The following is a 22,154-nucleotide window of genomic DNA, read 5'->3' as shown; positions in this document are numbered from 1 at the left end:
TAATTGTTATTTAGTTGCTTTTTTCTTGTTAGCAACAGTTTTTCTTCTACCTTTTCTAGTTCTAGAGTTGTTTTTAGTTCTTTGACCTCTTAATGGAAGTCCAGCTCTATGACGAATACCTCTGTAACAACCAATATCCATTAATCGCTTAATGTTCAATTGTGTTTCTGATCGTAATTCACCTTCAATAGTATAAGTTCCAACAGCGTCACGGATTGCTCCAATTTGCTCATCTGTCCAATCTTGTACTTTGATGTTTTCGTCAACTTTAGCGCTAGCTAAAATTTCTTGTGCTCTACTTCTACCTACTCCGTAGATATAAGTTAAAGAGATAACTCCTCTTTTCTGTTTTGGTATGTCTACACCTGCAATTCTTGCCATAATTACCCTTGTCTTTGTTTGAATCTAGGATTCTTTTTGTTAATGACGTAAAGTCTACCTTTTCTGCGGACTAATTTACAGTCTGCACTTCTTTTTTTAATTGATGCTCTAACTTTCATCTTGTCTTAGTTATTATTTACTATTGTAAGATGGAACCTTACGGTTTCATCGTATTAGTATCTATAAGTTATGCGAGCCTTAGTTAAATCATAAGGACTCATTTCTAATTTTACTTTATCTCCAGGTAATAATTTTATATAATGCATACGCATTTTACCTGAAATGTGTGCAGTCACAATGTGACCATTTTCTAGTTCAACTCGGAACATAGCATTTGACAATGCTTCTATAATTGATCCGTCTTGCTCTATTGCTGATTGTTTTGCCATATTTTATATTATAGTGTTTATCTTTTGAATAAGCAAATACCTTGCCTAAAATTTTTCCGAAGATAATCCTCTAAATTTATTATTACATTTAAGCTACTGCTTTTCTGTTTTTGCCAGTCTTCATCAAGCCATCATAATGTTTATTCAACAGGTATGAATTCACTTGTTGCATCGTGTCTATTGCAACTCCAACCATAATTAGTAGTGATGTACCACCAAAGAATAATGCCCAACCACCTTGAACACCCATAACTTTTACGATAATTGCTGGGAACACAGCTATTAAAGCCAAAAATATAGATCCTGGTAATGTAATTTGAGACATTATTTTATCTAAATATTCTGAAGTTTCAGTTCCTGGTCTTATACCTGGAATAAAACCTCCACTTCTTTTTAAATCATCTGCCATTTTGTTCGTAGGAACAGTAATAGCTGTGTAGAAATATGTAAATACAATAATCAACACTGCAAACAATACGTTATACCATAACCCAAAAGGATCATTAAACTGTGCTTGCATCCACTGACCAACTTCACTAGAAGAACCTAAAGATTTTCCAACTAAACTTGGTACAAACATAATTGCTTGAGCAAATATAATTGGCATTACACCAGATGCGTTAAGCTTTAATGGTAAAAATTGTCTATTACCTCCAAATACATTTTTTTCATAACCACCAGAAGCGGTACGTCTTGCATATTGAACAGCAATTTTGCGAACAGCCATTACTAACATGATACACGCTAAAATGATTACAAACCAAACTACCAGTTCAATCAAAATCATCATAAGACCACCATTTCCTCCACCATCTAAACGAGATGCTGCGTTTTGGATAAACGATTGGGGTAAAGTTGCAATAATACCAACCATAATCAATAGTGATATACCGTTACCAATACCTTTATCTGTTATTTTCTCTCCTAACCACATTGCAAAGATACAACCTGTTACTAATATGATTACTGAAGATATATAGAACTGAGGTCCTGTGCCTAATAAAAATGCTGTAGATGGTATACCAAATGCAGGCTGTAAACTAGCTAAGTAACCTGGTGCTTGAAATAAACAAATAATAATTGTCAACCAACGTGTGATTTGTGTTATTTTCTTTTGTCCGCTAGCTCCTTCTTTTTGTAATTTCTGTAAATAAGGAATAGCAATTCCCATCAATTGAACAACAATAGATGCAGAAATATAAGGCATGATGCCCAATGCAAAAACTGAGGCATTTGCGAAGGCTCCACCAGTAAACATATTAAGGATTCCTAATATACCTCCATCAGTACCATCAGCTAAACCTCCAAGTTGACTTGCATCAATACCTGGTAAAACAACTTGAGCACCAAAACGGTACACTAAAAGCAAACCAAGTGTAAGAATGATTCTGTCTTTTAGCTCAGTTATTTTCCAAACATTTTTTAATGTATCTATAAATTTCATACTAAAGTGTTCTTATAAAGTTACCGCTTCTCCACCTGCAGCTTCAATTGCAGCTTTTGCTGAAGCAGTAAATTTATGAGCTGTTACTGTTAATTTTGATTTTAATTCACCACGACCAAGAATTTTAACTAAATCATTCTTCCCTGCCAAACCTAAATCAACTATAGTTTGAAAATCAACTGCATCTTTTACTTTCTTGTTCTCTACTAACTCTTGTAATTTATCTAAGTTTATACCTTGATATTCTACTCGGTTAATATTTGTAAATCCAAATTTAGGAACTCTTCTTTGAAGTGGCATTTGACCACCTTCGAAACCTAATTTCTTAGAATAACCTGAACGAGATTTTGCTCCTTTGTGACCACGTGTTGCAGTACCACCTTTTCCAGAACCTTGTCCTCTTCCTATTCTCTTACCTTGATTCTTAGTAGAACCTTCTGCTGGTTTTAAATTACTTAAGTTCATCTTATATGATTATTTTGTTTCTTCAACAGAAACTAAATGTGAAACTTTACTTACCATCCCAAGAATACTTGGAGATGAATCATGCACTTTGGTTTGACCAATTTTGTTTAAACCAAGAGACTCTAAAATTCTCTTTTGGTTCTGTGTACGATTTATTGCGCTTTTTACTTTTGTTACTTTAATCTTTGCCATCGTCCTATTGATTAACCGTTAAATACTTTTTCAAGAGATATACCTCTATCCTTTGCAATTGTTCCTGCATCTCTTAATTGCAATAGAGCATCAAAAGTTGCTTTTACAACGTTATGCGGATTAGAAGAACCTTGAGATTTTGATAATACATCATGTACACCAACTGCTTCCAAAACTGTTCTTACAGCTCCACCAGCAATTACACCTGTACCAGGAGCAGCAGGAATAATATTTACTCTCGCTCCACCATATTTACCTTTTTGTTCGTGAGGTAAAGTACCTTTAATGATAGGAATTCTTACTAGGTTTTTCTTAGCATCCTCAACAGCTTTAGCTATTGCAGTTGCCACATCCTTTGATTTTCCTAAGCCATGTCCTACAACTCCAGCTTCATCACCAACCACTACGATCGCTGAAAAACCAAAAGCTCTACCACCTTTTGTTACTTTGGTAACTCTTTGTACACCAACTAAACGATCTTTTAGATCAATTCCACTTGGTTTTACTAATTCTGCGTTTTTATATTTTTGATACATAGTGTCTTAGAATTTAAGTCCGCCTTCTCTTGCGCCTTCAGCTAATGATTTTACTCTTCCGTGATATTGGTATCCTCCTCTATCAAAAGAAATAGTATTGATACCTGCCTTTATTGCTTTCTCAGCTACTGCTTTACCCACAAGGGTTGCTTTATCTGATTTAGTTCCTTTTGATGAAGCGACATCTTTATCTCTAGAAGATGCTGCAGCTAATGTTTTACCCGTTACATCATCTACAACTTGAGCATAGATTTCTTTATTACTTCTATAAACAGCTAAACGTGGTCTTGCTTCTGTACCAGATACAACCTTACGTATTCTGCTTTTTATTCTTAGTCTCTTTTCGTTTTTTGTTAATGCCATAACTAATTTTTTAAGCTGATTTACCTGCTTTTCTTCTTAATTCTTCACCAACAAACTTAATACCTTTTCCTTTGTAAGGTTCTGGTCTTCTAAAACCGCGAATTTTTGCAGCTACTTGTCCAACTAATTGTTTATCGTGAGATGTTAATTTTATTATTGGGTTTTTACTTTTTTCTGAAATGGTCTCTACATTTACCTCTGGTGCTATATCTAAAACGATATTATGAGAGAATCCTAAAGCCAAATCTAATTTTTGACCTTGATTAGACGCTCTATAACCTACACCAACAAGTTCTAATTTTTTAGTCCATCCTTTAGATACACCTTCGATCATGTTATCCATTAAAGATCTGTACAAACCGTGTTTTGCTTTTTGCTCTTTACTATCTGATGATCTCGTTACAAGCACGTTTCCGTCCTCAACTTTGATCTCAACAGTATCATAATTTTGTGTTAATTCCCCTAATTTACCTTTTACAGTAACTACGTTGTCTTTAACATCAACTGAAACTCCTTCTGGAATTGCTACTGGATTATTTCCTATTCTTGACATGTTCTTTCTGCTTTAAATTAGTAAACGTAACACAGTACTTCTCCACCTACATTTTCTCTTTGCGCTTGCTTACCTGTAATTACACCTCTCGATGTAGATACAATTGCAATACCTAAACCATTAAGGATTCTTGGCATTTCATTAGCGCCAGCATACTTACGTAAACCTGGTGTACTGATTCGTTGGATTTTCTTGATTACCGATTCTTTAGTTTCCTTATTGTACTTCAAAGCAATCTTAATTGTTCCCTGTACAGTAGAATCGTCAAACTTATAACTTAAAATATATCCTTGATCGAATAATATCTTAGTCATCTCTTTCTTTAAATTAGATGCAGGAATTTCAACCACTCTGTGATTTGCTTTTACTGCATTTCTGATTCTTGTTAAGTAATCAGCAATTGGATCTGTATTCATTTATATTAATTTGCGGTAGTGGTTTTCAACACAATGTTGAACCTAAAACCAATTTATAATTCTTATTTTTTACCGTTTAGGTAGAGAAAAATTACCAAGATGCTTTTTTAACACCTGGAATTAAACCTTGGTTTGCCATTTGGCGAAACATAACTCTTGAAATACCAAATACTCTCATATATCCTTTTGGTCTTCCCGTCAATTTACAACGGTTGTGTTGACGAACAGGAGAAGCATTTTTTGGTAACTTCTGTAATGCTTCGTAATCTCCAGCTTCTTTTAAAGCTTTACGTTTCTCAGCATATTTTGCCACGGTTTTTGCTCTTTTTACCTCACGGGCTTTCATTGATTCTTTAGCCATATCTTAGTTCTTTTGAAAAGGTAAACCCATTTCAGTTAATAACGATTTTGCTTCTTTGTCTGTTTCAGCAGATGTAACAAATGTAATATCCATACCAGAGATTTTATTGATTTTATCAATATTAACTTCTGGAAAGATAATTTGCTCCACAATACCTAAATTGTAATTACCTCTACCATCAAAGCCTGTAGCCTTGATACCACTGAAATCTCTAACTCGGGGCAATGCTGATGTTACTAAACGATCTAAAAACTCATACATTTGCTCTCCTCTTAATGTAACTCTAACACCAATAGGCATTCCTTTACGTAATTTGAAAGAGGCAACATCTTTCTTGGATAATGTAGCAACAGCTTTTTGACCAGATATCATTGTTAATTCATCAATTGCATGATCAATTAATTTTTTATCTGCAACAGCAGCACCAACACCTTTAGAGATAACAATCTTTTTAAGTTTTGGAACTTGCATTACGTTTTTATATCCGAATTCTTCTGTAAGAGCAGAAACTACTTTGTCCTTGTACTCTTGTTTTAATCTTGGAATATAAGCCATAACTATATTACTTCATTTGATTTTGTTGAAAATCTTACTTTCTTGTCACCTTCCATTTTGTAACCTATTCTTGTTAAGTCTCCTTTAGAAGTTAACAATGATAAGTTAGAAATATGGATTGGTGCTTCTTTTTCTACAATACCACCTTGAGGATTCTGTGCACTTGGTTTAGTATGTTTCTTAACCATATTCACACCTTCTACGATGGCTTTGTTTTTATCTTTTAATACTTTCACAACTTTACCTTCGGTACCTTTATGGTCTCCAGCTATTACCTGTACAGTATCTCCTGATTTAATTTTAAACTTTGTCATTTTATTAGTCATTAAAGCACTTCTGGTGCTAATGATACAATTTTCATGAATTGTCTATCACGAAGTTCTCTAGCTACTGGTCCAAAAACACGTGTTCCTCTCATTTCTCCTGTTGGATTTAAAAGTACACATGCGTTATCATCAAATCTTATATAAGATCCATCTGGACGTCTCACTTCTTTTTTAGTACGAACAACTACTGCTGTTGAAACTGCTCCTTTTTTAATGTTTCCATTAGGAGTAGCATCTTTAACTGAGACAACTATTTTATCTCCAATAGACGCGTATCTTCTTTTTGTACCACCTAGAACACGGATAGTTAATACTTCCTTTGCTCCAGTGTTATCAGCTACTTTTAATCTTGATTCTTGTTGTACCATAATTACTTCGCTCTTTCAATTATTTCTACTAATCTCCAACATTTAGATTTACTTAAAGGTCTTGTTTCCATGATCTTTACTGTATCTCCAATGTTACAGTCGTTTGTTTCGTCGTGAGCAACATATTTCTTTGTTTTCAAAACGAATTTTCCGTACATAGGGTGTTTTACTTTTTTAACTTCAGCAACCACAATTGATTTCTGCATTTTGTTACTAGTAACAACTCCTATACGCTCTTTTCTTAAATTTCTTTTTTCCATCTTTCAGCCAGAATACAATTATTGTATTTCTCTTTTAGTTAATTCTGTTGCAATTCTTGCTACTGATCGTCTAACGGTTCGTAACTGAATTGGATTATCTAATGGAGAGATTGCATGTGCCATTTTAAGCTCTGCATAACTCTTTTTAGTTTCACTAAGTCTCTCTTGTAACTCAGTTACTGATAATTCTTTAATTTCTGATTGTTTCATGATATCAAATAAATTATGCTTCGTAATCTCTAGCGATTAAAAACTTAGTTTTCACTGGTAATTTTTGAGCTGCTAAGCGTAAAGCTTCTTTAGCTACCTCAATTGGTACTCCACCAACTTCGAAGATAATTCTTCCTGGTTTAACTACCGCTACCCAATATTCTACAGCACCTTTACCTTTACCCATACGTACTTCTAATGGTTTCTTAGTAATTGGTTTATCTGGAAATACTTTTATCCATAATTGACCTTCTCTTTTCATATAACGAGTTGCAGCGATACGTGCAGCTTCAATTTGACGAGATGTCAAAAATTCAGAATCTAAAGATTTTATTCCAAACATACCACTAGAAAGCATATGACCTCTTCCGGTATTTCCTTTCATACGTCCTTTTTGGACTTTACGAAATTTTGTTCTTTTCGGTTGTAACATTATTACTTTTCTTTAAAATTACTTTCTACGACGAGATTTATTATCTCGACCGCGTCCTCCTGTTTTACCACCTTGTTTCTTAGACAAGCCAACTAATGGAGAAAGTTCTCTTTTTCCGTATACTTCACCTTTCATGATCCACACTTTAACACCTAATCTACCATAAGTAGTATGTGCCTCAACCAAAGCATAGTCAATATCAGCTCTAAAAGTAGACAATGGAATACGTCCTTCTTTATAGTGTTCACTACGTGCCATTTCCGCACCATTTAAACGACCACTAATCTGAATTTTTATTCCTTCTGCATTCATACGCATAGCAGCAGCAATTGCCATCTTGATCGCACGTCTATATGAGATACGATTTTCAATTTGACGAGCAACACTTGATCCTACTAAAAACGCATCAAGTTCAGGTCTCTTTATTTCAAAGATATTTAACTGAACTTCTTTTCCAGTAATTTTCTTAAGCTCTTCTTTTAACTTGTCTACCTCTTGACCACCTTTACCGATAATAATACCAGGTCTTGCAGTAGTGATAGTAACGGTTACAAGTTTAAGCGTGCGCTCAATAATAACTCTAGATACACTTGCTTTAGATAAACGAGCATGGATGTACTTTCTGATTTTATCATCCTCAGCAAGTTTGTCACCATAATCATTTCCACCATACCAGTTAGATTCCCATCCTCTGATAATTCCTAAACGATTTCCGATTGGATTTGTCTTTTGTCCCATATCTCTACTTAAGCTTGTGTGTTATTTTTAGCTCCAATCACAACTGTAACGTGATTAGATCTTTTTCTTATTCTATGTGCACGACCTTGAGGCGCTGGACGTAATCTCTTTAACATAGATCCTCCATCAACTCTAATCTCTTGAACAAATAAATCTGCTTCTTCTAGATCTGCATCTTCATTTTTAGCTTGCCAGTTCGCAATTGCTGATAACAACAACTTCTCTAAACGACGAGATGCTTCCTTTGAGCTAAATCTTAAGATTTGTAATGCTTTTTCAGCTTCCTTACCTCTTACCAAATCTGCAACTAAACGCATTTTTCTTGGCGAAGTAGGACAGTTATTAAGTTTTGCAAATGCAACTTTTTTTCTGTCTTCTTTAATAGCGTCTGCCATTTGTTTTTTACGACTTCCCATAGCTACTATTTTTTACCTTTATTTTTTGCACCTGCATGACCTCTAAAAGATCTTGTTGGTGAAAATTCTCCTAATTTATGACCTACCATATTTTCAGTTACATAAACTGGTACAAATTGACGACCATTGTGAACAGCTATTGTTTGCCCAACAAAATCTGGCGAAATCATAGAGGCTCTAGACCACGTTTTGATTACCGTCTTTTTGTTTGAAGCCACATTCTCTTCAACTCTTTTACTCAATTTATAATGGATGTAAGGTCCTTTTTTTAATGAACGTGCCATATTATCTCAATTATTTCTTTCTACGTTCTACAATATACTTATTACTCGACTTAGTTTTAGAACGTGTTCTATAACCTTTAGCTGGAATACCATTTCTTGATCTTGGGTGCCCTCCTGAAGATTTACCTTCACCACCACCCATTGGGTGATCGACTGGATTCATAACCACTGGTCTTACTCTAGGCCTTCTACCTAACCATCTTGTACGTCCTGCTTTACCAGAAACTGTCAATTGATGATCTGAGTTAGAAACAACTCCTATTGTTGCCATACATTCTGAAAGAATCAATCTTGTTTCTCCCGAAGGTAATTTAACTGTTGCGAACTTACCGTCTCTTGCCATTAATTGAGCAAAAGCACCAGCACTTCTTGCCATTACTGCTCCTTGTCCAGGACGTAATTCTATACAAGAAATTATTGTACCTAATGGAATCTCACTTAAAGGCATAGAATTACCAATTTCTGGCGCTACTCCTTCTCTTCCAGAAACAACATTTTGCCCAACTTGTAATCCGTTTTGCGCAATGATATAGCTTTTTTCACCATCTTGATAATTCAATAAAGCGATAAAAGCTGTTCTGTTAGGATCGTATTGAATTGACATAACTTCACCAGGAACTCCTGTTTTATTACGTTTAAAATCGATAATACGATACTTTCTTTTATGACCTCCACCAATTTGGCGCATGGTCATTTTTCCTCGATTGTTTCTACCACCAGATCTTTTGTTCGGAGCGAGCAAACTCTTCTCCGGCTTATCAGTAGTGATGGCATCGAATCCATTTACTACTCTAAATCGCTGAGCTGATGTGATTGGTTTTAATTTTCTTACCGACATTCTTGTCTAATTACATGTTAGTGTATAAATCAATTACTTCACCTTCCGCCAGTTGTACAATTGCCTTTTTAACAGCATTTGTTTTACCATGTTGAATACCAGTTTTTGTAAACTTAGTACTTCTATCTGGACGGACATTTATAGTACGAACTTTTTCAACAGAGACACCATAAGCAGCTTCAACTGCTTTTTTGATTTCTACCTTGTTCGCCTTAGTGTTCACTTGAAATGTAAAGCAATTGTTCAACTCACTATTAGTTGTTGCTTTTTCAGTGATGATAGGTTTAATTAAGATACTCATTGTCTTCTTATTTACTTAAATTCGTTTCAATTCCTTCTAAAGAACTCTCTAAAAGAACTATTTTATTTGCATTTAAAATCTTATAAGTACTTAATTCTGAATTCATTACGACTTCAGAGCCCTTAAAATTTCGTGATGACAAATATACATTATTATTTGAAGCACCCAACACAATCAAAGATTTTTTATCTTGTATCTCTAATGCTTTCAACATATTTGTAAAGTTTTTCGTCTTTGGAGCATCAAAACTGAAATCTTCCAAAACTACGATATCTTTATCATTTGCTTTCATACTTAACGCTGATTTACGTGCTAGACGCTTCAGGTTTTTGTTAAGCTTAAAGCTATAATTTCTTGGTCTTGGTCCGAACATACGTCCACCACCTTTAAATACACCAGATTTAATACTACCTGCTCTTGCAGTACCAGTACCTTTTTGTTTTTTAATCTTACGTGTACTTCCAGAAATTTCTGCTCTTTCTTTTGCCTTGTGCGTTCCTTGACGTTGATTAGCAAGATATTGCTTAACATCTAAGTAAACTGCATGGTTATTAGGCCCAATAGCGAACACATCCTTAGAAAGCTCTACCTTTCTACCTGTGTCTTTTCCGTTTAAATCTAAAACTGCTACTTTCATTACTTCTGAATAATTACATAAGAGTTTTTGTGTCCTGGAACACATCCTTTAACCACGATTAAGTTCTTTTCTGGAACTACCTTGTAGACTCTTAAATTTTCAACATTCACTCTTTCGCCACCCATTCGACCAGCCATTTTCATACCTTTAAATACTCTTGCAGGATATGAAGCAGCACCAATAGAACCTGGAGCTCTTAAACGGTTGTGTTGACCATGCGTTGCTTGACCAACTCCACCAAATCCATGACGTTTCACAACACCTTGGAAACCTTTACCTTTTGATGTTCCTGCAATATCAACAAATTCACCTTCTATAAAGTGCTCTACTGTTATGGCATCACCTAATTTGTAATCTCCTCCAAATCCTTGAAATTCCGCGACTTTTGATTTAACAGAAGTACCAGCTTTTTTGGCGTGACCAATTTCAGCTTTTGTAGCACTTTTCTCTGTCTTGTCATCGAAACCAAGTTGAAGGGCATTGTACCCGTCTACCTCTTCGGTTCTGACTTGGGTAACGATACATGGTCCAGCTTCGATTACTGTACATGGAATATTTTTTCCATTTTCATCGAAAATGCTGGTCATACCGATCTTTTTTCCTATTAACCCAGACATAATTAATTATTTTTAGTTAGCAATTCGCGACTTGCCTTTTCAGTTTATGTCGGACAAGTCGCGACTTGTCCCTATTTGTAAAATTCAAGGCCGAAAATACATTCGACCTTGAATTGTATTTTTACCGTTTTTCCCGCGACCGCATCGGTGGGACATTTAAATTTCTTAGATAACTAAGAGTTACTTACACTTTTATCTCAACTTCAACTCCACTTGGCAATTCAAGTTTCATTAAAGCGTCAATCGTCTTAGAAGATGAAGAGTAAATATCCAATAAGCGCTTATAAGAGCTTAATTGAAATTGTTCTCTTGACTTCTTATTTACGTGTGGTGAACGCAATACAGTGAAAATCTTTTTATGCGTTGGTAAAGGAATTGGACCTGTCACAACAGCACCAGTACTTTTCACTGTTTTTACAATCTTTTCAGCAGACTTATCAACTAAATTGTGATCGTAAGACTTTAATTTTATTCTAATTTTCTGACTCATTTTCTATTTAGTTTTAAGCTTCTACGCCTTTAGCTGCTTTAATTACTTCTTCTGAAATATTAGAAGGAGTTTCAGCATAATGTGAAAATTCCATTGTTGATGTTGCACGACCTGATGACAATGTTCTTAATGTAGTTACATAACCAAACATTTCTGATAATGGCACAGTTGCTTTTACAGTTTTTGCTCCAGCTCTATCTCCCATACTTGTCATTTGACCTCTTCTTCTGTTTAAGTCACCTACAATGTCACCCATGTTTTCTTCAGGAGTAATTACCTCAAGTTTCATGATTGGCTCCATAATTACCGCTTTCGCAGCTTTAGCTGAATTCTTAAATCCAAGCTTTGCAGCCAGCTCAAAAGATAATTGATCTGAATCCACATCGTGATAAGATCCATCTAATAAGGTTACCTTCATCGCATCAACTTCGTATCCTGCTAAAGGACCATTGACCATTGCCATTCTGAAACCTTTCTCTATAGAAGGGATAAATTCCTTAGGAACATTTCCACCTTTAATTTCAGAAACAAACTCTAATCCTAGTTTACCTTCTTCTGAAGGCTCTAACCTAAATACAATATCAGCAAACTTACCACGACCACCAGATTGTTTTTTATAAACTTCTCTGTGCTCTGCAGCTCTGGTTATAGATTCTTTGTACTCTACTTGAGGTTGACCTTGGTTAACTTCTACTTTAAACTCACGTCTAAGACGGTCTACAATAATATCTAGGTGAAGCTCACCCATTCCAGAAATAATAGTCTGTCCTGAAGCTTCGTCTGTTCTTGCTGTAAATGTTGGATCTTCTTCTGCTAGTTTAGATAGAGCCATACCCAATTTATCAACATCTGCTTTTGTTTTAGGTTCTACCGCAATACCGATAACTGGATCTGGAAAGTCCATAGATTCCAAAACTATAGGATGCTTTTCATCAGACATAGTATCACCAGTCTTAATGTCTTTAAATCCTACAGCTGCTCCAATATCTCCTGCTTCGATAAAATCGATTGCGTTTTGCTTATTAGAGTGCATTTGATATATACGTGAAATACGTTCTTTTTTACCTGAACGGTTGTTCAAGATATAAGAACCTGCGTCTAAACGACCAGAGTAAGCTCTAAAGAATGCTAAACGACCTACAAAAGGATCTGTTGCAATTTTAAAAGCTAACGCTGAAAAAGGTTCGTTTACACTTGGCTTACGTTTTTCTTCTTTATCTGTATCTGGATTTACACCCACAACACTTTCTCTATCCATTGGAGAAGGTAAATAACGACATACAGCATCTAATAAAAACTGTACCCCTTTATTTTTAAATGCAGAACCACAAATCATTGGTATGATTGCCATATCCATTACAGCAGCTCTAAGTGCAGCATGCACTTCATCTTCTGTAATAGAATCTTCATCCTCCATGAATTTTTCAAGAAGATTTTCATCATAACCAGCAACTTCCTCTATTAAGAGTGCTCTATATTTTTTAGCTTCAGCCTTAAGCTCTTCTGGAATTTCAATAACATCAAAAGTTGCCCCTTGAGTTTCATCATGCCATACAATAGCTCTGTTTTTTACTAAATCGATTATACCTTTAAAATCAATCTCATCACCAATGTTCAATACAATTGGAACTGCGTTTGATTTCAACATATCTTTTACCTGCTGACATACAGCAAGGAAATTAGATCCTTGACGGTCCATTTTATTAACGAAACCAATTCTTGGAACTTTATAATTATCTGCTAGTCTCCAGTTCGTTTCAGATTGTGGCTCAACACCATCAACTGCACTAAACAAGAATACTAAACCATCAAGCACACGTAATGAACGATTTACTTCAACAGTAAAATCAACGTGACCTGGAGTATCAATAATATTAAAATGATAATCTTTTGCATCTTCGGTAGGCTCAGCATTTTCTTTTGGAAAAACCCAAGTACAAGTTGTTGCAGCAGATGTAATTGTAATACCTCTTTCCTGCTCTTGCTCCATCCAGTCCATTGTTGCAGCACCATCATGTACTTCACCAATTTTATGAGAAACTCCCGTATAATAAAGAATACGCTCTGTTGTAGTGGTTTTTCCTGCATCAATATGCGCAGCAATCCCAATATTTCTTGTGTATTTTAAATCTCTTGCCATTTCTTATTAAAATCTAAAGTGAGAGAATGCCTTGTTTGCTTCTGCCATTTTGTGAGTATCAACTCTCTTCTTAACAGCTGCACCTTCTTCTTTAGCTGCAGCTAAAATTTCAGCAGCTAATTTTTGTGGCATTGATTTTTCATTTCTTTTTCTTGAGTAAGATATCAACCATTTCATAGCTGTTGATACTTTACGATCTGGACGAATCTGCATTGGGATCTGAAATGTTGCTCCACCTACTCTACGACTACGTACTTCTACGTGAGGCATAACGTTTGATAATGCATCCTTCCAAACTTCTAATGCTGTTTTTTCTTCGTCAGTCTTTTTTGAATCTACAATATCAATTGCATCGTAGAATACCTTAAAAGCGACAGACTTCTTACCGTCCCACATCATCATATTAACGAAACGAGTTACTAACTGATCGTTAAACCTTGGGTCTGGTAAAAGCGGTCTCTTTTTTGCTGCTCTTTTTCTCATGTCTTCTTCTTAAAGTTTTTAAATTACTTCTTAGGGCGTTTTGCTCCATACTTAGATCTACGTTGTGTTCTACCTGCAACACCTGCTGTGTCTAAGGCACCACGAACGATGTGATATCTAACTCCTGGCAAATCTTTTACCCTTCCACCTCTAACCAATACTATCGAGTGCTCTTGTAGATTATGTCCTTCACCACCGATGTATGCATTAACCTCGTTTCCGTTTGTTAAACGAACCCTTGCTACCTTACGCATTGCTGAGTTTGGTTTTTTAGGTGTCGTTGTATAAACACGAGTACACACACCACGTCTTTGTGGACACGAATCTAAGGCAGCCGATTTACTCTTCTTGGTTATTTTGGTCCTTCCTTTTCGTACTAATTGTGAAATTGTTGGCATATATTTCTATATAATTTATATTAAACCCTCTCTTTAGAGGGCTGCAAAGGTAGAAATAAATATGAATTATTCAAACACTAAGCAATTAATTTTGCAAAGTTTTTCAAATTAATTTTATAAGTAGATATTTTTAATGGCTATTTTGCGTTAGATTTAAATAATTGAATCCTTGATGCCAAAATTAAAACATCTTTTTACTCCCCTATTTTTTCTGTTATTTGTTTCCAAGATGACTTCCCAAAACTTATATTTAAGCTGCAAAGGTTCTTCGGAAATTGAAACAAAAACAATTGATTCTTTAGGATATCAAATTTCGTTTGAAGATTACTCATCGTTAGAAACCGAAGTTAATGATCTCAAAAACCAACTCATTAAAATTGGATATATCGAAACTGAATTACTGGAGTTTTCTAAAAAGACGGATTCTTCATATATGGCAAATTTCAGAATAAAAAATAAATATGAGAGTATCGTCATCTCACATAACAATCTGGTAGAGTTACCGATATTGAAATCTACAGGTTTTTTGAATAAAGAAAATGCATTAGTTGTGCCTATTGAAAAAGCTGAAACCACTCTACAATATATTAATACCCAAATAGCGAATAAGGGTAATCCGTTTAGCTCGATCATTTTGACAAACATCCAGAAAATAGGCAACAACCAACTTTCCGGTTCCTTGAATGTCTCTAAGGCAAAGTCTAGAACAATTGATAAATTGATTTTAAAGGGATATGAAAAGTTTCCGAAGTCATTTATAAAAAGGTATCTAAAAATAAAATCCAATCAAGTTTTTAGTTTAGAAAAAATAAAAGCAAAAACAAAGGCCTTTAACGATTTAACATTTGCAAATCAAATAAGAGATCCCGAAGTACTATTCACTCAAGATTCTACCATATTATATATGTACATCGAAAAAACCAAGAGCAACACGTTTGATGGATTTTTGGGCTTTGGCACTAATGAGGAAACAAATAAGATAGAGTTTGACGGATATTTAAATTTAAACCTCATTAACAATCTTAATTATGGAGAGTCCCTGAGGCTTTTATACAAAAGCGACGAAAGCGATCAGCAGACATTTGATCTAAAATTGAACGCGCCATATATATTTAGCTCTCCGGTTGGGCTCGATTTAAACTTGAACATTTTTAAGAGGGACACATCTTTTGTAACGGTGACACAAGCTGCAAAACTTAATTATCAAATTAACAGTAAAAACGTCATTTCTGCGGGAGTCAATGCAGTAAACTCTACAGATCTATTAGACATACCGTCTTTGCTCATTACAGACTATAGCTCTAATAAATACTTTTTAAATTACACCTTTACCAACAGACAGAATTATGAAGTGCTATTCCCAATAAATTTCTTGTTTGATATAACTGGAGGTTTTGGGAACAGATCTTATGAGGAAATTGATGAACGTCAATCAGATTTTTCACTTAATACTTTTAAGATTTTCAACCTCAATGACAAAAATAGTATCTTCGGAAGGATTAGCGGTCAATATCTAGTTTCCGAAACTTATCTAGAGAACGAGCTACCTCGATTTGGCGGTATCAATTCTATTCGTGGTTTTGAGGAAAATAGTTTGATTGCCAACCTCTACACTGTTTTAAATACCGAATATAGATACAAACTCAACAATAGCATTTACGTACACTCGGTAATTGATGCAGCCTATTTTGAAAATCAAATCACGAATCAAAAAGAGAAATTATTCGGGTACGGTTTTGGTTTTGGTTTGCTCACCAAAGCAGGGTTATTTCGCTTTAATTACACAAGCGGTAAAACTGAAAATCAAAAATTCAAATTATCAGATTCCAAAATTCATTTGAGCTTAACTACGACTTTCTAATTTTTCAAATAGTCAAAATGAATAATTCATTTTTTTAAGGAAATACATGTCATAATTATAGGTTTCTTAACTTTTTATTAAGAACTTTGGTTTAGACTAATTTAATAAACTCAAATATGAAAAAAACTCTAAGTAAATTGCTAACGCTATTACTCTTGTTAGCTGTGCAACTTACAATTGCACAAGAAAAAATTATTACAGGTACCGTTTTAGACCAGTCTTCTGTTCCACTTCCTGGAGTAAATATAATTGTAAAAGGCACATCTACAGGAACTCAAACATCTTTCGATGGTATTTACTCCATAACAGCAAGCGTAGGAGATAAATTAGTGTTCTCTTATATAGGATTTAAAACTCAAGAAATTGAAGTTGGAGAGTCAAACACCATAAATGTAACAATGCTGGAAGATGCAGATGCTCTTGATGAAGTTATAGTTACCGCAGTAGGTATAAAAAGAAAGCCTGATGAAATTACAACTGCTTATGAAAATCTAAAAGCCGAAGAAATTGTTTCGGCAAACAACCCAGATGCTGTACAATCGTTAGCTGGTAAAGTGTCTGGTTTACAGATTAACACAACCAATACTGGTGTTAACCCATCTACTACCATTTTATTAAGAGGTACGCGTTCATTATCTGGATCCAACTCTGCGCTAGTGGTTATTGACAATGTTATATCTTCAGCAACAATCCTGTCAGATTTAGATCCTGAAATTATAGAATCCATTAACGTTATAAAAGGTCCTAATGGTGCTGCTCTTTATGGCTCTCGTGGAGGAAATGGTGTTATTATTGTAACTACAAAAAAAGGTACAAAAAACCAAGGTAAACTCAACATTGCTTTATCTAGCACGCTTACCATTGAAGACATTGCTTTTTTACCTCAATTACAAGACAGATATGGTAAAGGATATTGGGGAGAAATAGATGCTTTTGACCAAGGGTCTTGGGGACCAGAATATGATGGCTCTATTCAACCTACTGGTTTGCCTTATCCAACATTTAATGATTTTACATATAGTACCTACGAATTTAAAAAAGACAATATGAAGGACTTTTTTAATAGTGGTATTACTGTACAAAATACGATTACATTGTCTGGAGGAGATAGCGAAGGGTTTTACTCCTTATCTGCAAACAGAAGAAAAACAGATGGTATCATACCAGACGATTCTTTTGATAAAGACTTTTTTGCATTGAGTGCTGGTAAAACCTTTGGTAAGTTTTCTATCTCGGGAAATGCTAGATACACTAGTGAAAATCAAAATGTTTCAAGTACCATTTTTGACAATAGCGGTAATGTTCGTTTGGGTGGTGTGTATTCACAATTAGCACAACTACCAAGTGATATCAATGTGACCGATTTTAACTCTGGCAGTAACAGTGATCACTGGACAGCCTTCGCAAATAGTCCATATTGGGTTAAGGATAATCAAAGAAGTATCTCTGAGAATACGAGATCAGATTTATCTGCAGACCTATCTTATCAATTCAATGATAATATCAGTACCATTTTAAGAAGCAATGTCGTAAGCCAAAATGGTAAAGGTTTTATTTACGCAAATGATTATGTTTCCGAATATACTGTAACCGGAGATGGAAGAGATATACAATCCTCTTTAAGTGTTCAAAGCAATTCTTCAAGAACCTTATATACAGATTTGATTACTAATTTCAATTATCAACTAACAGAGGATATTGAATTAAAATCTTTGATAGGATTCAATAGTACCGAAAGTAAAGGATTTTCTCAAACAACAGCAGGAGATATATTAACGCTTCCTGGATTATATACGGTGGAAAATATTTCTAGCGGTATTTCTGTTTCAGATTTCAGCTTTAAACAAAGACAACAAGCAGTTTTTGCCAATGTAGATTTGAGTTATAAAGATTATTTATACTTAAACCTTACAGGAAGACAAGAATGGGATTCTAGACTGCAATCTCCTGGAAGAACGATTGGAGACATTGGTTTCTTTTATTATTCCGCAGGAGCATCATTTATACCTACAAAAGCGTTTCCAGAAATCAAATCGGACATTCTACATAGAATGAAACTTTCTGGTGGGTACGTAAAGACTGCAAATATTTCTGCTTTAGGTCCTCATGATTTATTTGATACAGGTTTTAGACCTGCAGCTTTCCCATATTCAGGAGGTATAAATTCATTCATTATTCCATCCTCAACATTTGATAATGCCATTGAACCAGAATTTATTAATACTATAGAAGCTAATTTAAATTTAGAATTATTGTATCGTGGAGGAACTCCAAGAATTACACTAGATGGTAGTTATTCATTTTACACAAATGACAATCAAATATTAAGTGCTTCCGTATCATCTGCTACCAGTGTGTTTAGTGCTGGTGTAAATGTCGGTAAAACTGAAACGAATGCTTACGAAGTTGATTTAGGTTTAACCCCAATCAAAACAGATAATTTAAGATGGAACTTAAATTTTGGTTATGCGTCTCAAAAAACAATTGCTACAAAAATTACCGATGATGCAGATATTCTTGGTCAAGGTTCTCCAGGTATTTATGCCATTCAAGGTCAAGAATTCCCTTTAATTAGAGGTAGTGCTTACGAAAGAGATGACCAAGGTAGAATCGTTTTAAATGCAGATGGTTCTCCAAGAACTGCTTCTGGATTACAAGTTCTTGGTAAGACAACTCCAGATTATATTTTAAATTTTGGAACAGATATTACTTATAAGGGTTTTAGATTAAGTGCTGTTGCAGATTTTAGAACAGGACATGTATTCTACTCTAACATTTACAATAACTTAACAGGTCAAGGTCGTAGTTTTATTACTGCGGAAAATGGAAGAGGGCACTTTATTTTTCCTAACTCCACAGTTATTGGCTCTGGTGAAAAAAACACTACAGTGCTTACAGGACCATCTTATGGAGGACCTTCTCAATATGCACAATACCAATCTTTTGTTCAAAGTGGAGATTTCACGGGTATTGATGAAAACTTCGTGCTTGATGCTACTGCATTTAAACTTAGAGAAGTGGCACTAAGTTATGCTCTACCAAGTAAAGTTTTAGAAAACACATTTATTCAAGGTCTATCAATAGGCATAAGTGGCAGAAACGTGCTTGTACTTCTACCGAAAGAAAATAGAGGTTATAATGATCCAGAGATAGGAACAGGAATTGGTGGATATGCCCAAACACCACCAACCAAATTTTATTCAATGAACGTAAAACTTAATTTTTAAGAAAATGAAAACTATAAATAATATAAAATACACACTGTCATTGGCACTGCTATTTCTTACATTTTCTTGTAACGATGTACTTGTAAATGAAGATCCTAATGGAGTGGCTATAGACCAATTACCTCCAGAGGTAATTTTACCAGGCGCGTTTACCGTACCATCAGAAACCTTTTTATCAACAATGAATGGTCTAGGTAATACAATGATAGCAACATGGTCTGGCAATGCACAACAAGTTCAGGCACCATATTTTGAGGAATTCCAATATCAATTAACTACCGATTTTTACGATAATATTTGGGACAACTTAATGGCTAGAACAGGTAATTTAACTCAAATCATTACTAATGAATATCCTGATAATTATGATTATTTCAAAGGAGTTTCTAAAATATATAGAGCTTTCTATTTTCAATATTTAGTTGATTTATATGGAGATATTCCTTTTACAGATATTCACCAACGCTCAGACTTATTATTTCCCGAATATGATGACCAAGTGGATGTTTACATCTCTTTAATTGAAGATATCAATGATGCCATAGCTCAAATTCAAAATACAGATACAAGTACTGTTGTGCCTTTGGGATCTAGCGATGTCATTATGAATGGCAATATGACAAAATGGATTAAATTTGGAAATACAATAAAACTTAGAATATTGTTACGTATGTCTGATGTGGCACAAACCAATCCAGAACTTCAAACAATTTTTAATACTGAATTTGAGGCACTCAATAATGCTAGCTTTATAAATTTTGGAGAAGATGTTACCATCAACCCTGGATACTCCGATGAACTAGATCGAATGAATCCCTTCGTAGAAACATTTGGATATGATCCTGGTGCATTTGGTATCACAGGTAATCAAACATTTTCTAATTTAAGAGCTGGACCTACCACTTATTTAGTTGAATTTTTAAACGGAACTTCTAATGGCGTTTCTGATGCTAGACTTCAACGATTGTATACAACGAGATCAGGGCAAGACGATATTCAAGGAAATACTCAAGGAGGCTCAGAACAACCTTCTAGAATTGGTCCTGGTTTATTAATTTCTCCTCAACAAGATGGTTATATTATGACTGCCTCAGAATCACTTTTTCTGCAGTCGGAAGCAATTTTTAAAGGATATCTATCCTCAGGAAATGCTAAGTCTTTGTTTGAAAGCGCTATTCTATCCTCATTTGTTAGATTAGGTGTTGATACAGATGATTTCTTACCTCCGCCAGATGATGAAGATTTAGATGAAAGCACTACTCCAGAAATAGCAGCTTCAACATACATTAGCAACTCTAACAATGTAAGTGGTATTGGCTGGGACGGAACTTCAAATAAGCTTGAAGCTATCATTACCCAGAAATGGATTGATTTAGGAGGCACAAATGGTATTGAAACTTGGATAGAATATACAAGAACAGGTTTCCCTAGTAATATGCCACTTCCAGACATTACCAATAGACCAAATAGACCAATTAGATTATTATATCCAACATCAGAATATACAGGTAATTCAGCAAATGTTGGGATTTACAATCAAACTGTAGATACCGCATTTGATAATCCTATATTTTGGGATGTTAACTAAAAAAAAAAGATTATGAAAAAAATTAAATTTATTTTATTGACAATTCTAAGCGTTGGAGTTTTGGTCTCATGCAGTATAGACGATGATCCGCAACAATTAGAAGCAGATTTTGCAAATACACCATATGTGGTTGGTTTTAGTAACAGTGAAGCTTCTCCTGCCTTTCTTACAGATGGAGCAGTCAACTCATTTAGCGAAAATGTAGTACTTTTTAACGGTAATAATTTTTCAAGTAATCCCAGTATTACTGTAACTTTTGAAGTTGATCCAACTTCAACTGCAGTTTTGGGAACCGATTTTGATTTTGAAAACAACTCTCAATCAGTTACCATTGAAGAAAACAGAGAATTTGCACCGCTCGACATCAATTTCTATTCTGAAAATATAGATATCGACAACCCAAAAGTGCTCGTTCTAAATATTGTTTCGGCAGATAATAATGCTACAGTAGGTAGACAATTTCAAACATTGACAATAACCATTAACGGAATTTGTTTTTCAGATATTGGAGGCATGTACAGCGTAACAACAACTTACGGTTATCATGATTTTTTACCAGCTTTTAATCCGCACACTATGGATGTAGAAATTACAGATTTAGGCGATGGACAATATGGTCTAGTAGATATGTCTGGAGGACTTTACACAGTAGGACCTTATGTAACAGCTTACGGAACAGGACCAACAAGTTTTGATGTTGTAATAAATGAAAATTGTGGAGATATCTCTTGGACAGGTCAAACAGATGGCTATGGCGCTGTAGTTCCTCTAGAAGGAGGAGTTAACTCTGTTGATCCAGAAACAGGTGTCGTAACCATCTCATGGTTTTGTCAAGCTTATGGAGAAAATGGAGTCTCAATTTATACACCACTATAATATAAAAA

32 protein-coding genes are annotated in these 22,154 nt (G+C 34.8%); 4 read left to right on the top strand and 28 right to left on the bottom strand.

Annotation, left to right across the window (positions count from 1 at the left end):
- Positions 1–6: 6 nt before the first annotated feature.
- The 28 genes from rpsM to rpsL form a co-directional block, all read right to left on the bottom strand.
- Complete coding sequence (gene rpsM / locus GQ40_RS02185; protein ID WP_047545347.1) at positions 7–381, bottom strand: 30S ribosomal protein S13; 375 nt, start codon at positions 379–381, stop codon at positions 7–9.
- Positions 382–383: 2 nt separating this feature from the next.
- Positions 384–500, bottom strand: coding sequence for a type B 50S ribosomal protein L36 (ykgO, locus tag GQ40_RS17370; protein ID WP_081990159.1), 117 nt, complete (start codon positions 498–500; stop codon positions 384–386).
- Between the two features lie 54 nt (positions 501–554).
- On the bottom strand, positions 555–770 hold the full coding sequence (gene infA / locus GQ40_RS02180; protein ID WP_047545345.1) for a translation initiation factor IF-1: 216 nt from the start codon (positions 768–770) through the stop codon (positions 555–557).
- An 88-nt stretch (positions 771–858) separates the two neighbouring features.
- Positions 859–2,214, bottom strand: coding sequence for a preprotein translocase subunit SecY (secY, locus tag GQ40_RS02175; protein ID WP_047545344.1), 1,356 nt, complete (start codon positions 2,212–2,214; stop codon positions 859–861).
- A gap of 12 nt (positions 2,215–2,226) precedes the next feature.
- On the bottom strand, positions 2,227–2,679 hold the full coding sequence (gene rplO, locus GQ40_RS02170; RefSeq protein WP_047545343.1) for a 50S ribosomal protein L15: 453 nt from the start codon (positions 2,677–2,679) through the stop codon (positions 2,227–2,229).
- Between the two features lie 9 nt (positions 2,680–2,688).
- Entirely contained in the window at positions 2,689–2,871 is a 183-nt protein-coding gene (gene rpmD / locus GQ40_RS02165) for a 50S ribosomal protein L30 (protein WP_047545341.1), read from the bottom strand.
- An 11-nt stretch (positions 2,872–2,882) separates the two neighbouring features.
- Positions 2,883–3,407: a 30S ribosomal protein S5 gene (gene rpsE / locus GQ40_RS02160; RefSeq protein WP_047545339.1), complete on the bottom strand. Its 525-nt coding sequence runs from the start codon at positions 3,405–3,407 to the stop codon at positions 2,883–2,885.
- 6 nt (positions 3,408–3,413) lie between these two features.
- Positions 3,414–3,770 (bottom strand): 50S ribosomal protein L18, encoded by a 357-nt coding sequence (rplR, locus tag GQ40_RS02155; protein WP_047545337.1) that lies wholly within the window; start codon positions 3,768–3,770, stop codon positions 3,414–3,416.
- A gap of 10 nt (positions 3,771–3,780) precedes the next feature.
- Positions 3,781–4,323 (bottom strand): 50S ribosomal protein L6, encoded by a 543-nt coding sequence (gene rplF, locus GQ40_RS02150; protein ID WP_047545335.1) that lies wholly within the window; start codon positions 4,321–4,323, stop codon positions 3,781–3,783.
- A 17-nt stretch (positions 4,324–4,340) separates the two neighbouring features.
- The gene (gene rpsH / locus GQ40_RS02145) at positions 4,341–4,739 is read right to left on the bottom strand and encodes a 30S ribosomal protein S8 (RefSeq protein WP_047545333.1); all 399 of its coding nucleotides are present in this window, start codon (positions 4,737–4,739) and stop codon (positions 4,341–4,343) included.
- A gap of 91 nt (positions 4,740–4,830) precedes the next feature.
- Positions 4,831–5,100: a 30S ribosomal protein S14 gene (gene rpsN / locus GQ40_RS02140; protein WP_047545331.1), complete on the bottom strand. Its 270-nt coding sequence runs from the start codon at positions 5,098–5,100 to the stop codon at positions 4,831–4,833.
- Positions 5,101–5,103: 3 nt separating this feature from the next.
- Positions 5,104–5,655 (bottom strand): 50S ribosomal protein L5, encoded by a 552-nt coding sequence (rplE, locus tag GQ40_RS02135; protein WP_047545329.1) that lies wholly within the window; start codon positions 5,653–5,655, stop codon positions 5,104–5,106.
- 2 nt (positions 5,656–5,657) lie between these two features.
- Positions 5,658–5,969 (bottom strand): 50S ribosomal protein L24, encoded by a 312-nt coding sequence (rplX, locus tag GQ40_RS02130; protein ID WP_047551293.1) that lies wholly within the window; start codon positions 5,967–5,969, stop codon positions 5,658–5,660.
- An 11-nt stretch (positions 5,970–5,980) separates the two neighbouring features.
- The gene (gene rplN / locus GQ40_RS02125) at positions 5,981–6,349 is read right to left on the bottom strand and encodes a 50S ribosomal protein L14 (RefSeq protein ID WP_028871112.1); all 369 of its coding nucleotides are present in this window, start codon (positions 6,347–6,349) and stop codon (positions 5,981–5,983) included.
- A gap of 2 nt (positions 6,350–6,351) precedes the next feature.
- Positions 6,352–6,609 (bottom strand): 30S ribosomal protein S17, encoded by a 258-nt coding sequence (gene rpsQ / locus GQ40_RS02120; RefSeq protein ID WP_006988541.1) that lies wholly within the window; start codon positions 6,607–6,609, stop codon positions 6,352–6,354.
- 18 nt (positions 6,610–6,627) lie between these two features.
- On the bottom strand, positions 6,628–6,819 hold the full coding sequence (rpmC, locus tag GQ40_RS02115; RefSeq protein ID WP_047545321.1) for a 50S ribosomal protein L29: 192 nt from the start codon (positions 6,817–6,819) through the stop codon (positions 6,628–6,630).
- Positions 6,820–6,832: 13 nt separating this feature from the next.
- Positions 6,833–7,252, bottom strand: coding sequence for a 50S ribosomal protein L16 (rplP, locus tag GQ40_RS02110; protein ID WP_047545319.1), 420 nt, complete (start codon positions 7,250–7,252; stop codon positions 6,833–6,835).
- Between the two features lie 18 nt (positions 7,253–7,270).
- Positions 7,271–7,990 carry a 30S ribosomal protein S3 gene (rpsC, locus tag GQ40_RS02105; protein WP_047545317.1) on the bottom strand — a complete coding sequence of 240 codons (720 nt, stop codon included), beginning with the start codon at positions 7,988–7,990 and terminating at the stop codon, positions 7,271–7,273.
- Between the two features lie 8 nt (positions 7,991–7,998).
- Entirely contained in the window at positions 7,999–8,406 is a 408-nt protein-coding gene (gene rplV / locus GQ40_RS02100) for a 50S ribosomal protein L22 (protein ID WP_047545315.1), read from the bottom strand.
- Between the two features lie 5 nt (positions 8,407–8,411).
- On the bottom strand, positions 8,412–8,690 hold the full coding sequence (gene rpsS / locus GQ40_RS02095) for a 30S ribosomal protein S19 (RefSeq protein ID WP_047545314.1): 279 nt from the start codon (positions 8,688–8,690) through the stop codon (positions 8,412–8,414).
- 10 nt (positions 8,691–8,700) lie between these two features.
- The gene (rplB, locus tag GQ40_RS02090; RefSeq protein ID WP_047545312.1) at positions 8,701–9,528 is read right to left on the bottom strand and encodes a 50S ribosomal protein L2; all 828 of its coding nucleotides are present in this window, start codon (positions 9,526–9,528) and stop codon (positions 8,701–8,703) included.
- 10 nt (positions 9,529–9,538) lie between these two features.
- Positions 9,539–9,829: a 50S ribosomal protein L23 gene (gene rplW / locus GQ40_RS02085; protein ID WP_040278745.1), complete on the bottom strand. Its 291-nt coding sequence runs from the start codon at positions 9,827–9,829 to the stop codon at positions 9,539–9,541.
- Between the two features lie 7 nt (positions 9,830–9,836).
- The gene (gene rplD, locus GQ40_RS02080; protein ID WP_047545306.1) at positions 9,837–10,466 is read right to left on the bottom strand and encodes a 50S ribosomal protein L4; all 630 of its coding nucleotides are present in this window, start codon (positions 10,464–10,466) and stop codon (positions 9,837–9,839) included.
- Positions 10,466–11,083, bottom strand: coding sequence for a 50S ribosomal protein L3 (rplC, locus tag GQ40_RS02075; RefSeq protein WP_047545304.1), 618 nt, complete (start codon positions 11,081–11,083; stop codon positions 10,466–10,468). The genes rplD and rplC overlap by 1 nt, the downstream gene beginning before the upstream one ends.
- A gap of 184 nt (positions 11,084–11,267) precedes the next feature.
- Positions 11,268–11,573, bottom strand: a complete 306-nt coding sequence (gene rpsJ, locus GQ40_RS02070; RefSeq protein ID WP_010181931.1) for a 30S ribosomal protein S10 — start codon at positions 11,571–11,573, stop codon at positions 11,268–11,270.
- 13 nt (positions 11,574–11,586) lie between these two features.
- Positions 11,587–13,713 carry an elongation factor G gene (gene fusA, locus GQ40_RS02065; RefSeq protein WP_047545299.1) on the bottom strand — a complete coding sequence of 709 codons (2,127 nt, stop codon included), beginning with the start codon at positions 13,711–13,713 and terminating at the stop codon, positions 11,587–11,589.
- 6 nt (positions 13,714–13,719) lie between these two features.
- A complete protein-coding gene (gene rpsG, locus GQ40_RS02060; RefSeq protein ID WP_047545297.1) occupies positions 13,720–14,196 on the bottom strand; it encodes a 30S ribosomal protein S7 in 477 nt (158 codons plus the stop codon).
- Between the two features lie 23 nt (positions 14,197–14,219).
- Positions 14,220–14,594 carry a 30S ribosomal protein S12 gene (gene rpsL / locus GQ40_RS02055; RefSeq protein ID WP_047545295.1) on the bottom strand — a complete coding sequence of 125 codons (375 nt, stop codon included), beginning with the start codon at positions 14,592–14,594 and terminating at the stop codon, positions 14,220–14,222.
- Positions 14,595–14,823: 229 nt separating this feature from the next.
- On the opposite strand from rpsL, the gene GQ40_RS02050 reads away from it, so the two are divergent.
- The 4 genes from GQ40_RS02050 (at position 14,824) to GQ40_RS02035 (ending at position 22,146) form a co-directional block, all read left to right on the top strand.
- Complete coding sequence (locus GQ40_RS02050; RefSeq protein WP_047551288.1) at positions 14,824–16,455, top strand: surface antigen (D15); 1,632 nt, start codon at positions 14,824–14,826, stop codon at positions 16,453–16,455.
- A 116-nt stretch (positions 16,456–16,571) separates the two neighbouring features.
- Positions 16,572–19,682, top strand: a complete 3,111-nt coding sequence (locus GQ40_RS02045; protein ID WP_047545294.1) for a SusC/RagA family TonB-linked outer membrane protein — start codon at positions 16,572–16,574, stop codon at positions 19,680–19,682.
- Positions 19,683–19,686: 4 nt separating this feature from the next.
- On the top strand, positions 19,687–21,270 hold the full coding sequence (locus GQ40_RS02040) for a SusD/RagB family nutrient-binding outer membrane lipoprotein (RefSeq protein WP_047545292.1): 1,584 nt from the start codon (positions 19,687–19,689) through the stop codon (positions 21,268–21,270).
- 12 nt (positions 21,271–21,282) lie between these two features.
- Positions 21,283–22,146, top strand: a complete 864-nt coding sequence (locus GQ40_RS02035; RefSeq protein ID WP_047545291.1) for a hypothetical protein — start codon at positions 21,283–21,285, stop codon at positions 22,144–22,146.
- Positions 22,147–22,154: the final 8 nt, after the last annotated feature.

This window comes from Psychroserpens sp. Hel_I_66 (genome assembly GCF_000799465.1).
Lineage (GTDB): Bacteria > Bacteroidota > Bacteroidia > Flavobacteriales > Flavobacteriaceae > Psychroserpens.
The sequence above is the reverse complement of the archived record's forward strand: the minus strand, read 5'-3'. Positions and strand labels throughout refer to the sequence as shown.

Bases quoted from the DNA above. Each gene is read 5' to 3' on its own strand.
- rpsM (WP_047545347.1), bottom strand. From the start codon at position 381: ATGGCAAGAATTGCAGGTGTAGACATACCAAAACAGAAAAGAGGAGTT.
- ykgO (WP_081990159.1), bottom strand. From the start codon at position 500: ATGAAAGTTAGAGCATCAATTAAAAAAAGAAGTGCAGACTGTAAATTA.
- infA (WP_047545345.1), bottom strand. From the start codon at position 770: ATGGCAAAACAATCAGCAATAGAGCAAGACGGATCAATTATAGAAGCA.
- secY (WP_047545344.1), bottom strand. From the start codon at position 2,214: ATGAAATTTATAGATACATTAAAAAATGTTTGGAAAATAACTGAGCTA.
- rplO (WP_047545343.1), bottom strand. From the start codon at position 2,679: ATGAACTTAAGTAATTTAAAACCAGCAGAAGGTTCTACTAAGAATCAA.
- rpmD (WP_047545341.1), bottom strand. From the start codon at position 2,871: ATGGCAAAGATTAAAGTAACAAAAGTAAAAAGCGCAATAAATCGTACA.
- rpsE (WP_047545339.1), bottom strand. From the start codon at position 3,407: ATGTATCAAAAATATAAAAACGCAGAATTAGTAAAACCAAGTGGAATT.
- rplR (WP_047545337.1), bottom strand. From the start codon at position 3,770: ATGGCATTAACAAAAAACGAAAAGAGACTAAGAATAAAAAGCAGAATA.
- rplF (WP_047545335.1), bottom strand. From the start codon at position 4,323: ATGTCAAGAATAGGAAATAATCCAGTAGCAATTCCAGAAGGAGTTTCA.
- rpsH (WP_047545333.1), bottom strand. From the start codon at position 4,739: ATGAATACAGATCCAATTGCTGATTACTTAACAAGAATCAGAAATGCA.
- rpsN (WP_047545331.1), bottom strand. From the start codon at position 5,100: ATGGCTAAAGAATCAATGAAAGCCCGTGAGGTAAAAAGAGCAAAAACC.
- rplE (WP_047545329.1), bottom strand. From the start codon at position 5,655: ATGGCTTATATTCCAAGATTAAAACAAGAGTACAAGGACAAAGTAGTT.
- rplX (WP_047551293.1), bottom strand. From the start codon at position 5,969: ATGACAAAGTTTAAAATTAAATCAGGAGATACTGTACAGGTAATAGCT.
- rplN (WP_028871112.1), bottom strand. From the start codon at position 6,349: ATGGTACAACAAGAATCAAGATTAAAAGTAGCTGATAACACTGGAGCA.
- rpsQ (WP_006988541.1), bottom strand. From the start codon at position 6,609: ATGGAAAAAAGAAATTTAAGAAAAGAGCGTATAGGAGTTGTTACTAGT.
- rpmC (WP_047545321.1), bottom strand. From the start codon at position 6,819: ATGAAACAATCAGAAATTAAAGAATTATCAGTAACTGAGTTACAAGAG.
- rplP (WP_047545319.1), bottom strand. From the start codon at position 7,252: ATGTTACAACCGAAAAGAACAAAATTTCGTAAAGTCCAAAAAGGACGT.
- rpsC (WP_047545317.1), bottom strand. From the start codon at position 7,990: ATGGGACAAAAGACAAATCCAATCGGAAATCGTTTAGGAATTATCAGA.
- rplV (WP_047545315.1), bottom strand. From the start codon at position 8,406: ATGGGAAGTCGTAAAAAACAAATGGCAGACGCTATTAAAGAAGACAGA.
- rpsS (WP_047545314.1), bottom strand. From the start codon at position 8,690: ATGGCACGTTCATTAAAAAAAGGACCTTACATCCATTATAAATTGAGT.
- rplB (WP_047545312.1), bottom strand. From the start codon at position 9,528: ATGTCGGTAAGAAAATTAAAACCAATCACATCAGCTCAGCGATTTAGA.
- rplW (WP_040278745.1), bottom strand. From the start codon at position 9,829: ATGAGTATCTTAATTAAACCTATCATCACTGAAAAAGCAACAACTAAT.
- rplD (WP_047545306.1), bottom strand. From the start codon at position 10,466: ATGAAAGTAGCAGTTTTAGATTTAAACGGAAAAGACACAGGTAGAAAG.
- rplC (WP_047545304.1), bottom strand. From the start codon at position 11,083: ATGTCTGGGTTAATAGGAAAAAAGATCGGTATGACCAGCATTTTCGAT.
- rpsJ (WP_010181931.1), bottom strand. From the start codon at position 11,573: ATGAGTCAGAAAATTAGAATAAAATTAAAGTCTTACGATCACAATTTA.
- fusA (WP_047545299.1), bottom strand. From the start codon at position 13,713: ATGGCAAGAGATTTAAAATACACAAGAAATATTGGGATTGCTGCGCAT.
- rpsG (WP_047545297.1), bottom strand. From the start codon at position 14,196: ATGAGAAAAAGAGCAGCAAAAAAGAGACCGCTTTTACCAGACCCAAGG.
- rpsL (WP_047545295.1), bottom strand. From the start codon at position 14,594: ATGCCAACAATTTCACAATTAGTACGAAAAGGAAGGACCAAAATAACC.
- GQ40_RS02050 (WP_047551288.1), top strand. From the start codon at position 14,824: ATGACTTCCCAAAACTTATATTTAAGCTGCAAAGGTTCTTCGGAAATT.
- GQ40_RS02045 (WP_047545294.1), top strand. From the start codon at position 16,572: ATGAAAAAAACTCTAAGTAAATTGCTAACGCTATTACTCTTGTTAGCT.
- GQ40_RS02040 (WP_047545292.1), top strand. From the start codon at position 19,687: ATGAAAACTATAAATAATATAAAATACACACTGTCATTGGCACTGCTA.
- GQ40_RS02035 (WP_047545291.1), top strand. From the start codon at position 21,283: ATGAAAAAAATTAAATTTATTTTATTGACAATTCTAAGCGTTGGAGTT.